Raw genomic sequence first — 13,407 nt, forward strand, 5'->3', positions numbered from 1 at the left:
CACTGAAAAATTCACTTCTGGCTTACGGAAGCCGCGTTTTACAGTTCATTTACATTTCCGTTCCGATTCCAGTGTAGCTCGCCAAAAAATCTTTCAGGCTGTGACAAGATAAGTTGCAGCAGGCGAATGCTAGGCCGATAGCCCGCTTCAAGCCCAGATAGGGGGATGCGGTGCAGTCGTTAAAAGGCAGCGATGTGCCAGCTTGCGACCGCGCCGCCCTGTCACGGTCGAACAGCGCGGAAATGGCAAGAAAAGCAGAAATCACAGACGGGCAGATACCAGAAATTCCCCATGTTTTCCTGCAACGTAGTGAAATCTAGGGAAATTTACTGGTGCCGGTGAAGGGACTCGAACCCCCGACCCCATCATTACGAATGACGTGCTCTACCAGCTGAGCTACACCGGCGCCTGTTATGGCGGGCCGAATAGCAGGTTCCTGCGGGAGGGGAAAGAGGAACAATGTCAATAATCGCCCCCGATTCAGGTTTTCATGCATCTGCGGCCGGCATCTGGTCCGTGTGGAGTTCACGGACCGGGCATCTTGACCGCGTTGCCCCAATCACTGCGTGATCATGGCTTCTGGGGAAGCAATGGCTCGCGCCCGTCATCGGTCAGCAGGTTGACGCTTCCCGGCTCGATAACGACAGCGCATAGCGGCCGACCATAGGCCGCACCGCCGTCGACATTCAGGCGATTCCCGTAATGGGTCGCGCTGCCGATCGCCGTGTGGCCATGAACGATCAGCGGACCGTGATTCGCCTCGCTTTCCAGAAAGCCCCTGCGAATCCAGACCAGGTCGAGTTCGGCCTGATCCTGCAGATCGATGCCCGGCCTTATTCCCGCATGAACGACCAACGCGAGGGGATGCAGGAACCACAGCGGCAACGAGGACAGGAACTCCGCATGTGCGGAAGGCACTGCGCGCAGGGCTTCGGCATGCAGCCGGTCTCGCGGCAATGCGGAATTCACGCCGTAAGAGGCAAGCGTCGCATCCGCCCCCAGCCCCGGATGATCCACCCAATGCTCCGGCGCGCTTAGCCCGGGATCGATCCAATGGGGATCGCGCAGGAAGTTGGGCAGGAAACGATCGTGATTGCCCCGCGTCACGACCCAGGGCCGGCCATCCCGCTGCCCTCGCAACAGGTATTCCACGACACCGCGGGAATCCGGTCCACGATCGATCAGGTCGCCGACATGGACAATCAGCGCATCCTGCCCACCATCGCGCATGATTCGCGCATGCGCCTCTTTCAGCAGCGTCAGCTGACCGTGAATGTCACCGATCGCATAAAGTCGCATGCGGCCTCCCGGCGGTTTTGGCTGTCAAAGAATGTCACGCCGCCCCTGGAGGCGGCGTTCCGGAACGTTCAGACCTCGAATTGCAGCCTGCGCGCCTGCAGGAACTTACCGGTATTCTGCAGTGCAGCCAACGCCTCGTCGCTGATCGCCTCGTCCAGATAGAGGATCGCGATGGCGTCCTCGCCTGTCGCCGAACGGCCAAGGGTGAAATTGGCGATATTCACACCAAGATCGCCAAGCGTCGCCCCAAGCGCGCCGATCACACCCGGCACATCCCTGTTGCGCGTATAGAGCATATGCTCGCCGATCTCCGCATCGACATTGATCCCGCGGATCTGGATGAAGCGCGGCTTGCCATCGCTGAACACGGTGCCCGCGATGGAACGTTCGCGCTTGTCGGTCACGACCGTCAGCTTGATATAGCCCTCGAACACGCCGCCCTTGTCCTGCCGGGTTGTCGAGACCTGGACGCCGCGCTCCTTGGCGATAACCGGTGCGGAAACCGTGTTCACATCCGGGTTCGTCGCCTTCATCACCCCGGCGATCACCGAAGCGTTCAGCGCATTCAGGTTCATTTCCGAGACGCAGCCATCGTAAAGCACATTGATCGCCTTGATCGGTTCATCGGTCATCTGCCCTACAAAGGCGCCCAGATGGCCCGCCAGCTTGATCCACGGCCCCATGACGGCAGCCTCCTCGGCGGTCACCGAGGGCATGTTCAGCGCGTTCTGCACGGCGCCGGTCAGCAGGTAATCGGACATCTGCTCGGCGACCTGCAGGGCGACATTTTCCTGCGCCTCGGTGGTCGATGCGCCCAGATGCGGCGTCACCACGACATTCGGCAGGTTGAAGAGCGGACTCTCGGTGGCCGGTTCGACCGCGAAGACGTCAAAGGCCGCCCCGGCGACCCGGCCGTCCTTCAGCGCCTCGGCCAATGCCTCCTCGTCGACCAGCCCGCCACGCGCACAGTTGATGACCCGCACGCCCGGCTTCAGCCTGGCGATGGCCTCGCGCGACAGGATATTGCGGGTCTTTTCGGTGAGTGGCACGTGGAAGGTGATGAAATCGGCCCGCGCCAGCAGATCGTCCAGTTCGACCTTGGTGACGCCCATCTCCCTCGCACGATCCTCGGACAGGAAGGGATCATAGGCCAGCACTTTCATATGCAGCCCCAGAGCCCGGTCGATCACGATCGAGCCGATATTGCCCGCGCCGATCACGCCAAGTGTCTTGTTGAACAGCTCGACGCCCATGAAACGGCTCTTCTCCCATTTCCCGGCATGGGTCGAAACGCTCGCCTCGGGCAGTTGCCGCGCCACCGCGAACATCATGGCAATCGCATGCTCCGCCGTGGTCACGCTGTTGCCGAAGGGCGTATTCATCACGATCACGCCCTTTTTCGACGCCGCGGGAATATCGACATTGTCGACCCCGATCCCGGCGCGCCCTACGACCTTCAGATTGGCCGCACGCTCCAGCAGCTTTTCCGTGACCTTGGTGGCCGAGCGGATGGCGAGCCCGTCATATTGCCCGATCACCTCGGCCAGCTTCTCCTTGTCCTTGCCCAGATCGGGCATGTAGTCCACCTCGACCCCGCGATCGCGGAAAATCTGGACGGCGGTTTCCGACAGCTTGTCGGACACAAGAACCTTCGGCATGTCTGTCATCCTCTTGAGCTGATGCGCCGCGTGTTTCCTTGGCCGGTCGCATCTTCTTCTTTGTGCAAATACCTTCGGGAGGGGTCCGGGGAGGGCAGACAGCCCTCTCCGGCAATCGCGGGACGCTGATCAGCCCTGCGTCGCCAGCTCCACACGATAAGCCCATTCGATCCACGGCATCAGCGCCGCAACATCGGCAGCCTCGACCGTCGAGCCACACCAGATCCGCAGGCCCGGAGGCGCATCGCGATATGCCCCCGCATCCAGTGCCACGCCTTCCTTCTCCAGCCGTTTCGCCACGGCCTTGGCGAAACCGGCGCCATCCCTGATCGCGGGATCGGTGAACTTGAGGCATACGGAGGTCGTCGATGCCGTTGCCGGGTCTTCGGCCAGATCGGCGATCCAGTCCTTGTCGGCGATGAAGTCGCGAATGGCGGCGGCATTGGCATCGGCGCGGGCGATCAGCCCTTGCAGCCCGCCGATCCCCTGCGCCCATTTCAGCGCGGCAAGGTAATCCTCGACCGCCAGCATCGAGGGGGTGTTGATCGTCTCGCCCCGGAAGATACCTTCGTTCAGCTTGCCTCCCTTGGTCAGCCGGAAAATCTTCGGTAAGGGGCGGTCCGGCGTGAAGTTTTCCAGCCGCTCGACGGCACGGGGCGACAGGATCAGCATGCCATGCGCAGCCTCGCCGCCCAGCACCTTCTGCCAACTGAAGGTCACCACATCCAGCTTGTCCCAGGGCAGTTCCATGGCGAAGGCCGCACTGGTCGCATCGCAGATCGTCAGCCCGCTGCGATCCGCCGGGATCGCATCGCCATTCGGTACCCGCACGCCCGAGGTCGTGCCGTTCCAGGTGAACACAACATCGCGCGAAAAATCGACCTGCGTGAAATCCACGATCCGGCCGTAATCGGCCTTGCGCACGGTCGCATCCAGCTTGAGCTGCTTGACCGCATCGGTCACCCAGCCCTCGCCAAAGCTTTCCCATGCCAGCATCTCGACCGGGCGTTCGCCCAACATGGTCCACATTGCCATCTCGACCGCGCCGGTATCCGAGGCCGGCACGATGCCGATCCGGTAATCGGCTGGCACGCCCAGCACCTCGCGGGTCAGATCAATCGCCTCGGCCAGCTTCGCCTTGCCGACAGCAGCACGATGCGAACGGCCAAGCGGGGCATCCGCCAGCAGGTTCAGATCATATTCGGGGAACTTGGCACAGGGGCCAGAGGAAAAACGCGGATTAACCGGCCGCGTGGCCGGGATCGGATGATCGGTCATGTAACTCAGCCTTCCAGCTAAAAGCCCCTCGTTGGGGAGGGGTGTCCCGCTGCGGGACATACCCAAGCCCCGAAAATACTGCAACAGAAAAGTCTCACCATGCAGGTTCGCGGCGCCTACATCGTTTCGGTTTTCCGCTGAAACATACAAACGATGTAAGTTTTTGTTTTTACGCATTTCCGGACGCATTGAGGCAGGATCGAAAAACAGTCCGGGGGACTGTTTTTCTGCCGAAACGGTATCCACTTTCACTGGAAATGCTTTAACGCCGAGCGATGCAGGTATGGGCGAGGCAACAAAATCGGCAAAATGGGCTCCGCGGATGCTCCTGTACTGGAAATGGAAAGCCGGTTTACCCCCGCCTGCAAAAGTGCCGGGCCAGTCGGCGCAGCCAGTTTGACCAGTGCACACAGCTACAGACGCGGTGGATCACTCTCTCTATCGACAGGCCTCCCTGTCTCATCGGCAGTTCTGAAACTTCCGGGTTTTCACCGAAACCCTACAGGAAGTCGAGCAGCACCATACAAGTATCATATGAATTCAAATTGATGCACATTATTCAAAGCGACATCAAAACGGCGCGGGCGCATTGAAGCTCTGCTGAATTCCGCTCTCGGGATGCCTGATGCGCAGGCTTTCGGCATGCAGCATCAACCGGGGATGGTCCGCCGCCTCTCCGGTCGCATAAAGCGGGTCGCCAAGAATCGGATGGCCGATCTCGGCCATATGCACCCGCAACTGATGGCTCCGCCCGGTCAGCGGGAACAGCCTTACCCGCGTTTCCGCATCGTTCGCACGCACCACCCGCCAGTCGGTTTGCGCCGCGCGCCCCTCGGCATGATCGACCTTCTGCCGGGGCCGGTTCGGCCAGTCCACGATCAGCGGCAGATCGATCCGTCCTGCCTTTGGCTCCAGCCGTCCCATAACGCGGGCGATATAGGTTTTTTTCACCTGCCGCTCTTCGAATTGCTTCGACAGGTTCCGCTGCGCATGCGGCGTCAGTCCAAAGATCATCACGCCTGAGGTATCCAGGTCCAGCCGATGCACCAGCAGCACGGTCGGAAATGCCGCGCGCAGCCGCCCGATCAGGCAATCGGCCTTTTCTGCCCCCCGCCCCGGCACCGACAGCAATCCCGCAGGCTTGTTGACCACCAATATCTCGTGATCGGCATGGATCAGCTCGGGCGGATCTGGCGGCGGCGCATAGGTGAAATTCATTTTGCCACAAGGCGCATTGCAAGCCCCGCATACATCACCGCGGCGATCCTGTTGACCAGCCCGAGACGCCGCCCGATGACCTGCCCGGCCAGCCCGCCGACGACACCGTAACCCATCGTGACGATCGTGCCGGTTGCCGTAAAGATCAGCCCCAGCCCCAGCACCTGCTGCCAGATCGGTCCCCATGCCGGGTTCGTGAATTGCGGCAGGAAAGCCAGCAGGAACAGAACCGGCTTGGGGTTCAGCGCATTCGACAGAAAGCCGCGCCGGATGATGTTCCACACTCTCACGCTGCCACGAGCCGACGGATCGACGGGTCCGGCGGTCCAGCTTTTATAGGCCAGCCATAGCAGATAGGCCGCGCCCGCGTATTTGATCGCCAGCAAGGCTTCGGGATGGGCCGCGACGATGGCCCCCAGCCCCACGGTTGCCATGGTCAGATGCATCGACACGCCAAGGCCCACGCCCAGGCCGGCCAGCATTCCCGCCCTTGGCCCGCCCTGGATTCCGCAGGCGCTGGCAAAGAACACGTCCTGACCGGGCGCGAAATTCAGCACCAACCCGCCCAGGACAAAGGTCATGAGCTGGGCCGCCGGAATATTGGCCAGCGTGTCCCAGATCATTCTCTTGCCTCTTGCGGCAGGCCATCGGCGATCTCGTAGCTATCCCCCTTGTCGGCCACGAAGATATGCCCGGCCAGCCGCAATCCCGTGGGCTCATCCACCGCCCCCGGCCCGACCGCGACCCTGTCGGCCCCGATCCGCCGCCAGAACAGGCTGCTGCCGCATTCCGGGCAAAAGCCGCGCTCAGCCTCTTCAGAAGAGCGATACCATTTTACCGGCCCCTCGACCGAAAGGTCACTGGCCTCCGCCCCGGCCCAGAAATGCCCGGACCAGCGACGGCATTGACCACAATGACAGGCGCTGTACTCGGCCAATTCCCACTGCCCGCTAAAACGGACCGCGCCGCAAAGGCAATGCCCCGTAAATTCAGATCCCATCAAACACCTCCTCCAGTATCGCCGCCAGCCTCGTGGCATCCTCGGCGTCGAAAGCATCGGGACGATCGCTGTCGATGTCCAGAACCCCAAGCAGCCGCCTCTCCTTGCCGAAAACCGGCAGCACGATCTCGGACCGGGTTGAACTGGCGCATGCGATATGGCCGGGGAACGCATCGACATCGGCGACGATCTGCACCTCGCCGGTTCGCGCAGCCGCCCCGCAGACCCCTCGCGAAAACGGAATGACCAGGCAGCCATGCCCGCCCTGGTAGGGCCCGATCTTCAGCAGTTCGGGTGCGACCACCCGGTAAAAACCGGTCCAGTCGAAACGTTCGTCCGAATGATGGATCTCGCAGGCCAATGTGGCCATCAGCGCGACCTCGTCAGTCTCGCCATCGGTAAGCGCGCGAATCCGCGCGTGCAATGCATCGTAATTGCTCATGCTCCCTCTTACGATAGCTGATCGGCGGCGAGAAGCCTGCGCATTTCATCTTTGCGGCAAATACAGCAGGCCTCGTGATCGCCGGACAGCTTCGCAATAAGCTCGGCTTGGGCATTTGCCACAATTGAACGATACCCCTCGCTCCGATCGTTGGGATGAGCGTCAGAACGGCCATACGATCGGAATAACGACGAGGGCAACCACGATCACCAATGCCTCCAGCGGGGCGCCCATCCGGGCAAAGTCGGTGAAGCGGTAACCGCCCGGTCCCATGATGATCGTGTTGTTGTGGTGACCGAACGGGGTCAGGAAATCACAGGAGGCGCCTACGGCGACGGCGATCAGGAAGGGATCGGGACTTACGCCGGTTCTGTCGGCGATCGCAAGCGCGATCGGCGCCATGATTACCACCGTTGCCGCATTATTGAGAACCGGCGTTGCTGCCATGGTAACAACGAGGACGATACCGAGAAGCGCGAGTGGCGGCAGCGTGCCGGCGAGCACGACAACCCCGTCGGCGATGAGTTGCGCCGTGCCGGTGTCCTGAAGAGCCTGGCCGAAAGGGATCATCGCGGCAAGCAAGACGATCACGGAACCGTCGATCGCCTCGTGCACCTCGCCCGGACGTAGCGCGTTAACAAGCACCAGTGCCACCACCGTAGCGGTAAAGGCGATCGAAGACGAGACGAGGCCGAACGAGGTGGCGGCGATGGCGGCGGCGAAAAGCAATACCGGAGCCAGAATCCGGCGAGGTTCAAATGCAAGCTTCCTGTTTGCGAGCGGCAGCGCACCCAGATTTGCGATAACCTCATTGAGGTCATTCTCATCGCCCTCGAGCAGCAATACATCACCGGCCACGAGACGGACATCGCGCAACCGGCCATTGACCGGGCGACCCTGCCGGGACAGGGCAAGCAGATTGACCTGCCAATGGCGCCGCAGATCAAGGGTCGCCGCGGTCCGGCCCTGGACCCATGAAACCGGAGTTATCACGGCTTCGGCGACAATCAGATCTCCGGTGACGGGGTGCTCCTCGGCCTCGCTCTCGGGCGGGCGTTCCGCAAGTTCCAGCCCCTGTGCTTTGACGAGCTTCTGAAGAGTGTCGGAGTCGCTCTGCACCATGAGCACGTCACCGGCTTTGACTGACTCGTATAGCAGGCGACCGATCAGCCGGCGCTCGTTGCGCAGGATGCCGACAACGATGATAGCGTCATCCGATTCCCGCTCGAGTTCAACGACCGTCTTGCCGATGATCGCGCTCTCTTCGCCAACGCGCAGTTCGGTAATGTAATCGGTGACCTCGAAACTCTCCTGTTCCGCTGCCCTGCCTTTCCGGTCCTTGGGAATCAGGCGCCAGCCGATCATGACGACGAAAGCGACGCCGACCAGGGCCACGGCCAGGCCGACCGGTGTGAAATCGAACATGCTGAAACGCTCGCCAAGGGTCTGCTCCCGAAACTGGGAGATCAGCAGATTCGGCGGAGTCCCGATCAATGTCAGCATACCGCCAAGCAACGTGGAAAAAGACAGTGGCATCAGCAGCCGGGACGACGAATACCCGGACGCCTTCGCGGCAGATATCGCCACGGGCATCAACAGTGCCAGCGCACCGACATTATTCATGAAGCCGGACAGAACGGCACCGAGGAGGCACAGGCTGGCCCGCTGTCCGGAAGGATTGCTTGTAAGAGCCATGACGCGATCACCGACCAGATCGATGACGCCCGACCGGCCAAGCGCATGGCTGATGGCCAGAACAGCGGCCACAGTGACAACCGCCGCATTGCCAAAGCCGCTGAAGGCGTCATCCGGATCGATGAGACCGAACCCGACACCCGCCATGAGCGAGAGCATGGCAACGACATCATAGCGCCAGCGTCCCCACACGAACAATACCAGCGTACAAACGAGGATCGCGCTGATAGCGGCCTGATCGAAGGTCATAGGTTCCCGCCTGCGGCATACCGGGTGCACCTGGCGCCCCTGACGGGATAGCTCGACTCCGGATATTCCGAACCTGATCGCCGAAGATGGAGATAGACTTGCCTCACGTTCATCGGGCCTCTCAAGAGCAGTGAGCGTGCAGCGCACGCCGTGCATCAGCCTCCGGAACTGGTCATTCAGCACGACCGCGAGAGTGCTGCCCGTCGTCAGAGCAATTATCCCATCTCGCGGCGCAAATTAACAAAGAATGGGGCTCGTCATTCGCCTGATGTTATGCGGCTGGCTTGCGGTGATGCAAGCGCCGATGTCGGATGGGCTCGCAGGCTTCTTTCGCGTTGTTTGATAAGGTTTTCGGTCCTGCCCAAGCGGGCATCGCGAAAAGCCGGCCCAAAGCCGGTTCTCGCTCCGATATCAGCGTGGCAATCCGGTGTTCTCTGCGTCGAGCCGTCTATAATCCCCGGAAATGATAATCATCGCTTCAACAGTAGAGAACCGCGACGGTCATTTTTACGCGTTTTTAACACGCCACCCCGAAAACTCACATATCGCCTTAACGCGGGTTCGCGCGATGGCTGCTGCGATTGAAAATGCAGGAGCTGGATTATGGCTGATCTGATTTACCTGGCGCTTGGCATCGGCTGCTTCGCCGCCTTTGCCGCGACAACCCGCCTGATCGACCGATTGTGAGGACGTGATGCTGGATCTCGTTCTTGGCCTCGCCGTCGCGGCGGGGGTTTTCATCTTTCTGATCCTGGCGCTGACGCGCCCGGGACGTTTCTGAGGAGGCGGCGATGACCGATCTGATCGGATATATCCTTTACGCCGCCGTCCTGACCGGGGGCGGCTATCTGCTCGCCGCCCATATGATCCGCGTCTATGCGGAAGAGCGGAACCTGCTCTCGCCCTTGCTTGCGCCGGTTGAAAAGGGGTTTTACAGCCTCGCAGGAATTCGATCCGGCGCTTCGCAAGGCTGGCGGGGCTATGCGATGGCTGTGCTGGGCTTCAACCTTGCCGGATTCGGCCTGCTCTATGCCATTCTCAGGCTGCAGGGTCTGCTGCCGCTGAACCCGGACGGGATCGGCGCGATGTCTCCGGATCTGGCTTTCAATACGGCGGTCAGCTTTGTCACGAATACCAACTGGCAGGCCTATTCCGGCGAGGTCCAGCTTTCCTATCTTTCCCAGATGGCCGGGCTGACGCTGCAGAATTTCGTCTCTGCGGCGACAGGCATGGCGGTGGCGGTCGCCGTGATCCGCGGCTTTACCGGGACGAAGGACAGTGGACTGGGCAATTTCTGGTGCGACATGACTCGCTCGGTCCTTTATGTCCTGCTACCGCTTTCGGTCATACTGGGGTTGATCCTGATCCTTCAGGGTATGCCCCAGACATTGCTGGGCGCCGCCCATGTCACGACGCTTGAAGGCGCCGATCAGGTGATCGCGCGCGGTCCGGCGGCCAGCCAGATCGCCATCAAGCAACTGGGCACCAATGGCGGCGGTTTCTTCGGCGTGAACTCGGCCCATCCGTTCGAGAACCCGACCATAGTCTCGAACATGTTCCAGACGCTGGCGATCCTGCTGATCCCGGTCTCCTTCTGTTTCCTGTTCGGCCGGATGGCGAAGGACGGGCGGCAGGGCTGGGCGATCTTTGCCGCCATGTCGGCAATGTTCGTGCTGGGGCTGACGGTCATCCATCTGGGCGAAACCGGAGGCAATCCGTTGCTGGGCGCCGGTCCTAACATGGAGGGCAAGGAGGTCCGCTTCGGCGCCGCCCTGTCGGCGCTCTGGGCCGAGGCCACGACCGCCGCCTCCAACGGCTCGGTCAACGCGATGCATGACAGTTTCATGCCGCTATCCGGCCTTGTCACGCTGGTCAACATGCAGATCGGCGAGGTAATCTTCGGCGGCGTCGGGGCCGGGTTCTACGGGATGCTGCTTTATGTCGTGCTGGCCGTGTTCCTGGCCGGGCTGATGGTCGGGCGCTCGCCCGAATATCTGGGCCGCAAGATCGAGGGGCGCGAGGTCACGCTTGCGATACTGGCCTTTCTGTCGATGCCGTTGGGTATCCTTGTCGGCGGCGCGGTTTCGGCCACGGTGCCGATGGCGCTGCAATCGGTGCAGGATGCCGGACCGCATGGGCTGAGCGAGATCCTCTATGCCTATTCCTCGGCAGTCGGCAATAACGGCTCTGCATTCGCGGGCTGGGGCGCGGCCGAACCCTGGCAGACCACCGCGCTTGGCCTTGCGATGCTGCTGGGCCGCTATGCTATTATCGTGCCGATGCTGGCCATCGCCGGATCGCTGATCGCCAAGCAGCAAAGCCCGTCCACCGCCGGGACCTTCCCCACGCATGGGCCGCTTTTCGTGACGCTTCTGATCGTCACGGTGGCGATTTTCGGCGCGCTGACATTCTTTCCGGTCCTCGCCCTTGGCCCCATTGCCGAACATACGGCCCTGATCGCCGGGCAAGGCTATTGATCCATGCCGCGGCCTGCATCCGTGGCCGCGGTGCGATTTCCCAATTCAAGGACAAGACAGATGTCCCGCAGCGAACTTGCCCCCAAGGGGCTTTACATGGCGGCACTGAAAGCCGCCTTTACCAAGCTCGACCCCAGGCAGTTGATGGGGAATGCCGTGATCTTCGTGACCGCTATCGTGGCCGCGATGACCACCCTTCTGGCCCTGCGCGACGCCGCCCTTGGTGCGGATGATGCCGCTGTCAGCCTGCAAATCGCCTTCTGGCTCTGGGTCTGCGTGCTGTTCGCGAATTTTGCCGAGGCATTGGCCGAGGGGCGGGGCAAGGCGCGGGCAGACAGCCTGCGCGCCACCAAGGCAGAGACCATGGTCAAGCTGCTTGCAAGCGAGGATGACGCCTCGCCGAAGGAAATCGCCTCTTCGTCGCTGCGCAAGGGGCAACTCGTCCTGGTCGAGGCCGGTGATCTTATCCCTACGGATGCAGAGGTCATTCGCGGCGTCGCCTCTGTCGATGAGAGCGCGATCACCGGGGAAAGCGCCCCGGTGATCCGCGAGAGCGGCGGCGACAGATCGAGCGTCACCGGCGGCACACGGATCGTATCCGACAGCCTGATCATCAGGATCGTGGCCGAGCCGGGCAAGAGTTTCCTCGACCGCATGATCTCGATGGTCGAGGGCGCGGAGCGGCAGAAGACACCGAACGAGATCGCCCTGAACATCCTGCTGGCGGGCCTGACCCTGATCTTTTTGCTGGTCGTGGTCACGCTCGAACCCTTCGCCCGCTATTCCGGGATCGTGATTCCCGTGGTCACGCTGGCCGCGCTTTTCGTTACGCTGATCCCGACGACGATCGGTGGCCTGCTCTCTGCCATCGGGATCGCCGGGATGGATCGCCTCGTCCGCGCGAATGTAATCGCCAAGTCGGGCCGCGCGGTCGAAGCGGCGGGCGATGTCGACACGCTGCTGCTCGACAAGACCGGAACCATCACCTTCGGCAACCGGATGGCCGATGCCTTCCTGCCCGCCCGGGGGATCAGCGAAAGGCAGCTTGCGCAGGCGGCATTCCTTGCCTCGCTTGCCGACGAGACGCCCGAGGGAAAATCCATCGTCGAACTGGCCGAAAAGCTGATCGGCCCGATGGAACGGCAGCCCGAGCCCGGTGCGGAACCCGTCGCCTTCTCTGCCCAGACACGGCTTTCCGGGGTGGATTTTTCCGGCACCCGCCTGCGCAAGGGTGCAGCCGATGCGGTCGAGGCTTTCGCCGGAGCCGCAGCAGACCCGGCGCTGCGTGCAAAGGTCGATGAAATCGCCCGCTCTGGTGGCACGCCGCTCCTAGTGGCGGAAAACGACCGCATCCTGGGGGCGATCCATCTGAAGGACGTGATCAAGCCCGGTATGCGCGAACGTTTTGCCGAACTCAGGGCGATGGGCATTCGCACCGTGATGATTACCGGAGACAACCCCCTGACGGCCGCGGCCATCGCCGCCGAGGCCGGGGTGGACGATTTCCTGGCCGAGGCCACGCCCGAGATGAAACTGGATTATATCCGCAAGGAACAGGAAGGCGGACGGCTTGTCGCCATGTGCGGTGACGGCTCGAACGACGCGCCGGCGCTGGCGCAGGCGGATGTCGGGGTGGCGATGAACCTGGGCACGCCCGCCGCCAAGGAGGCCGCGAACCTGATCGATCTCGACAGCGATCCAACCAAGCTGATCGAGGTGGTCATGGTGGGCAAGCAATTGCTGATCTCGCGCGGGGCGCTGACAACCTTTTCCATTGCCAATGACGTCGCGAAGTATTTCGCCATCCTTCCCGCGATCTTCGTCGCGGGTTTTCCGGGGCTTGGCATCCTGAACGTCATGGGACTGTCCTCTCCGCAAAGCGCGCTGCTGTCGGCGGTGATCTTCAACGCGCTGGTCATCTTTGCGCTGATTCCGCTGGCCTTGCACGGGGTCAAATACACGCCGGCAAGCGCCGCTGCCTTGCTGCGCCGCAATCTGACAATCTACGGCCTTGGCGGGCTGATCGTGCCTTTCCTGGGCATCAAGGCCATCGATATGGCCGTGACCGCCCTTGGCCTCGTATAAGGAGCC

The 13,407-nt window shown here is 61.9% G+C and carries 11 protein-coding genes and 1 tRNA gene; 3 read left to right on the forward strand and 9 right to left on the reverse strand.

Going from position 1 to position 13,407, the window contains the following annotated elements; translation table 11 throughout:
• Positions 1–330: 330 nt before the first annotated feature.
• The 9 genes from C9E81_RS13145 to C9E81_RS13185 all read right to left on the reverse strand — a co-directional run bounded on the left by C9E81_RS13145 (position 331) and on the right by C9E81_RS13185 (position 8,995).
• A tRNA-Thr gene (locus tag C9E81_RS13145) sits at positions 331–406 on the reverse strand.
• A 164-nt stretch (positions 407–570) separates the two neighbouring features.
• Complete coding sequence (locus C9E81_RS13150; RefSeq protein ID WP_122112799.1) at positions 571–1,299, reverse strand: metallophosphoesterase; 729 nt, start codon at positions 1,297–1,299, stop codon at positions 571–573.
• Positions 1,300–1,367: 68 nt separating this feature from the next.
• Entirely contained in the window at positions 1,368–2,957 is a 1,590-nt protein-coding gene (gene serA, locus C9E81_RS13155; RefSeq protein WP_166461906.1) for a phosphoglycerate dehydrogenase, read from the reverse strand.
• A 129-nt stretch (positions 2,958–3,086) separates the two neighbouring features.
• Complete coding sequence (locus tag C9E81_RS13160) at positions 3,087–4,235, reverse strand: phosphoserine transaminase (RefSeq protein ID WP_122112801.1); 1,149 nt, start codon at positions 4,233–4,235, stop codon at positions 3,087–3,089.
• Positions 4,236–4,805: 570 nt separating this feature from the next.
• Positions 4,806–5,453, reverse strand: a complete 648-nt coding sequence (locus C9E81_RS13165) for a pseudouridine synthase (protein WP_122112802.1) — start codon at positions 5,451–5,453, stop codon at positions 4,806–4,808.
• The gene (locus tag C9E81_RS13170; RefSeq protein WP_122112803.1) at positions 5,450–6,076 is read right to left on the reverse strand and encodes a LysE family translocator; all 627 of its coding nucleotides are present in this window, start codon (positions 6,074–6,076) and stop codon (positions 5,450–5,452) included. The genes C9E81_RS13165 and C9E81_RS13170 overlap by 4 nt, the downstream gene beginning before the upstream one ends.
• Positions 6,073–6,453 (reverse strand): GFA family protein, encoded by a 381-nt coding sequence (locus C9E81_RS13175; RefSeq protein WP_122112804.1) that lies wholly within the window; start codon positions 6,451–6,453, stop codon positions 6,073–6,075. Before C9E81_RS13175 ends, C9E81_RS13170 begins: the two co-directional genes overlap by 4 nt.
• The gene (locus C9E81_RS13180; RefSeq protein ID WP_122112805.1) at positions 6,443–6,895 is read right to left on the reverse strand and encodes a GAF domain-containing protein; all 453 of its coding nucleotides are present in this window, start codon (positions 6,893–6,895) and stop codon (positions 6,443–6,445) included. Before C9E81_RS13180 ends, C9E81_RS13175 begins: the two co-directional genes overlap by 11 nt.
• A gap of 162 nt (positions 6,896–7,057) precedes the next feature.
• Positions 7,058–8,995 carry an SLC13 family permease gene (locus C9E81_RS13185; RefSeq protein ID WP_122112806.1) on the reverse strand — a complete coding sequence of 646 codons (1,938 nt, stop codon included), beginning with the start codon at positions 8,993–8,995 and terminating at the stop codon, positions 7,058–7,060.
• Positions 8,996–9,530: 535 nt separating this feature from the next.
• On the opposite strand from C9E81_RS13185, the gene C9E81_RS13190 reads away from it, so the two are divergent.
• Genes C9E81_RS13190 through kdpB form a run of 3 tightly spaced genes read left to right on the forward strand, consistent with a single transcriptional unit; the run spans position 9,531 to position 13,401 of the window.
• A complete protein-coding gene (locus C9E81_RS13190; RefSeq protein WP_208021168.1) occupies positions 9,531–9,620 on the forward strand; it encodes a K(+)-transporting ATPase subunit F in 90 nt (29 codons plus the stop codon).
• Between the two features lie 10 nt (positions 9,621–9,630).
• Entirely contained in the window at positions 9,631–11,316 is a 1,686-nt protein-coding gene (gene kdpA / locus C9E81_RS13195; protein WP_122112808.1) for a potassium-transporting ATPase subunit KdpA, read from the forward strand.
• A 60-nt stretch (positions 11,317–11,376) separates the two neighbouring features.
• Entirely contained in the window at positions 11,377–13,401 is a 2,025-nt protein-coding gene (gene kdpB / locus C9E81_RS13200) for a potassium-transporting ATPase subunit KdpB (protein WP_122112809.1), read from the forward strand.
• Positions 13,402–13,407 lie beyond the last annotated feature (6 nt).

The sequence above is a fragment of the Paracoccus alkanivorans genome (genome assembly GCF_003697785.1).
Classification (GTDB): Bacteria; Pseudomonadota; Alphaproteobacteria; order Rhodobacterales; family Rhodobacteraceae; genus Paracoccus; species Paracoccus alkanivorans.

Excerpts from the sequence above, each read along its gene's own strand:
- serA (WP_166461906.1), bottom strand. The coding sequence starts at position 2,957 with ATGCCGAAGGTTCTTGTGTCCGACAAGCTGTCGGAAACCGCCGTCCAG.
- C9E81_RS13175 (WP_122112804.1), bottom strand. The coding sequence starts at position 6,453 with ATGGGATCTGAATTTACGGGGCATTGCCTTTGCGGCGCGGTCCGTTTT.
- kdpA (WP_122112808.1), top strand. The coding sequence starts at position 9,631 with ATGACCGATCTGATCGGATATATCCTTTACGCCGCCGTCCTGACCGGG.
- C9E81_RS13150 (WP_122112799.1), bottom strand. The coding sequence starts at position 1,299 with ATGCGACTTTATGCGATCGGTGACATTCACGGTCAGCTGACGCTGCTG.
- C9E81_RS13180 (WP_122112805.1), bottom strand. The coding sequence starts at position 6,895 with ATGAGCAATTACGATGCATTGCACGCGCGGATTCGCGCGCTTACCGAT.
- kdpB (WP_122112809.1), top strand. The coding sequence starts at position 11,377 with ATGTCCCGCAGCGAACTTGCCCCCAAGGGGCTTTACATGGCGGCACTG.
- C9E81_RS13185 (WP_122112806.1), bottom strand. The coding sequence starts at position 8,995 with ATGCACGGCGTGCGCTGCACGCTCACTGCTCTTGAGAGGCCCGATGAA.
- C9E81_RS13170 (WP_122112803.1), bottom strand. The coding sequence starts at position 6,076 with ATGATCTGGGACACGCTGGCCAATATTCCGGCGGCCCAGCTCATGACC.
- C9E81_RS13160 (WP_122112801.1), bottom strand. The coding sequence starts at position 4,235 with ATGACCGATCATCCGATCCCGGCCACGCGGCCGGTTAATCCGCGTTTT.
- C9E81_RS13165 (WP_122112802.1), bottom strand. The coding sequence starts at position 5,453 with ATGAATTTCACCTATGCGCCGCCGCCAGATCCGCCCGAGCTGATCCAT.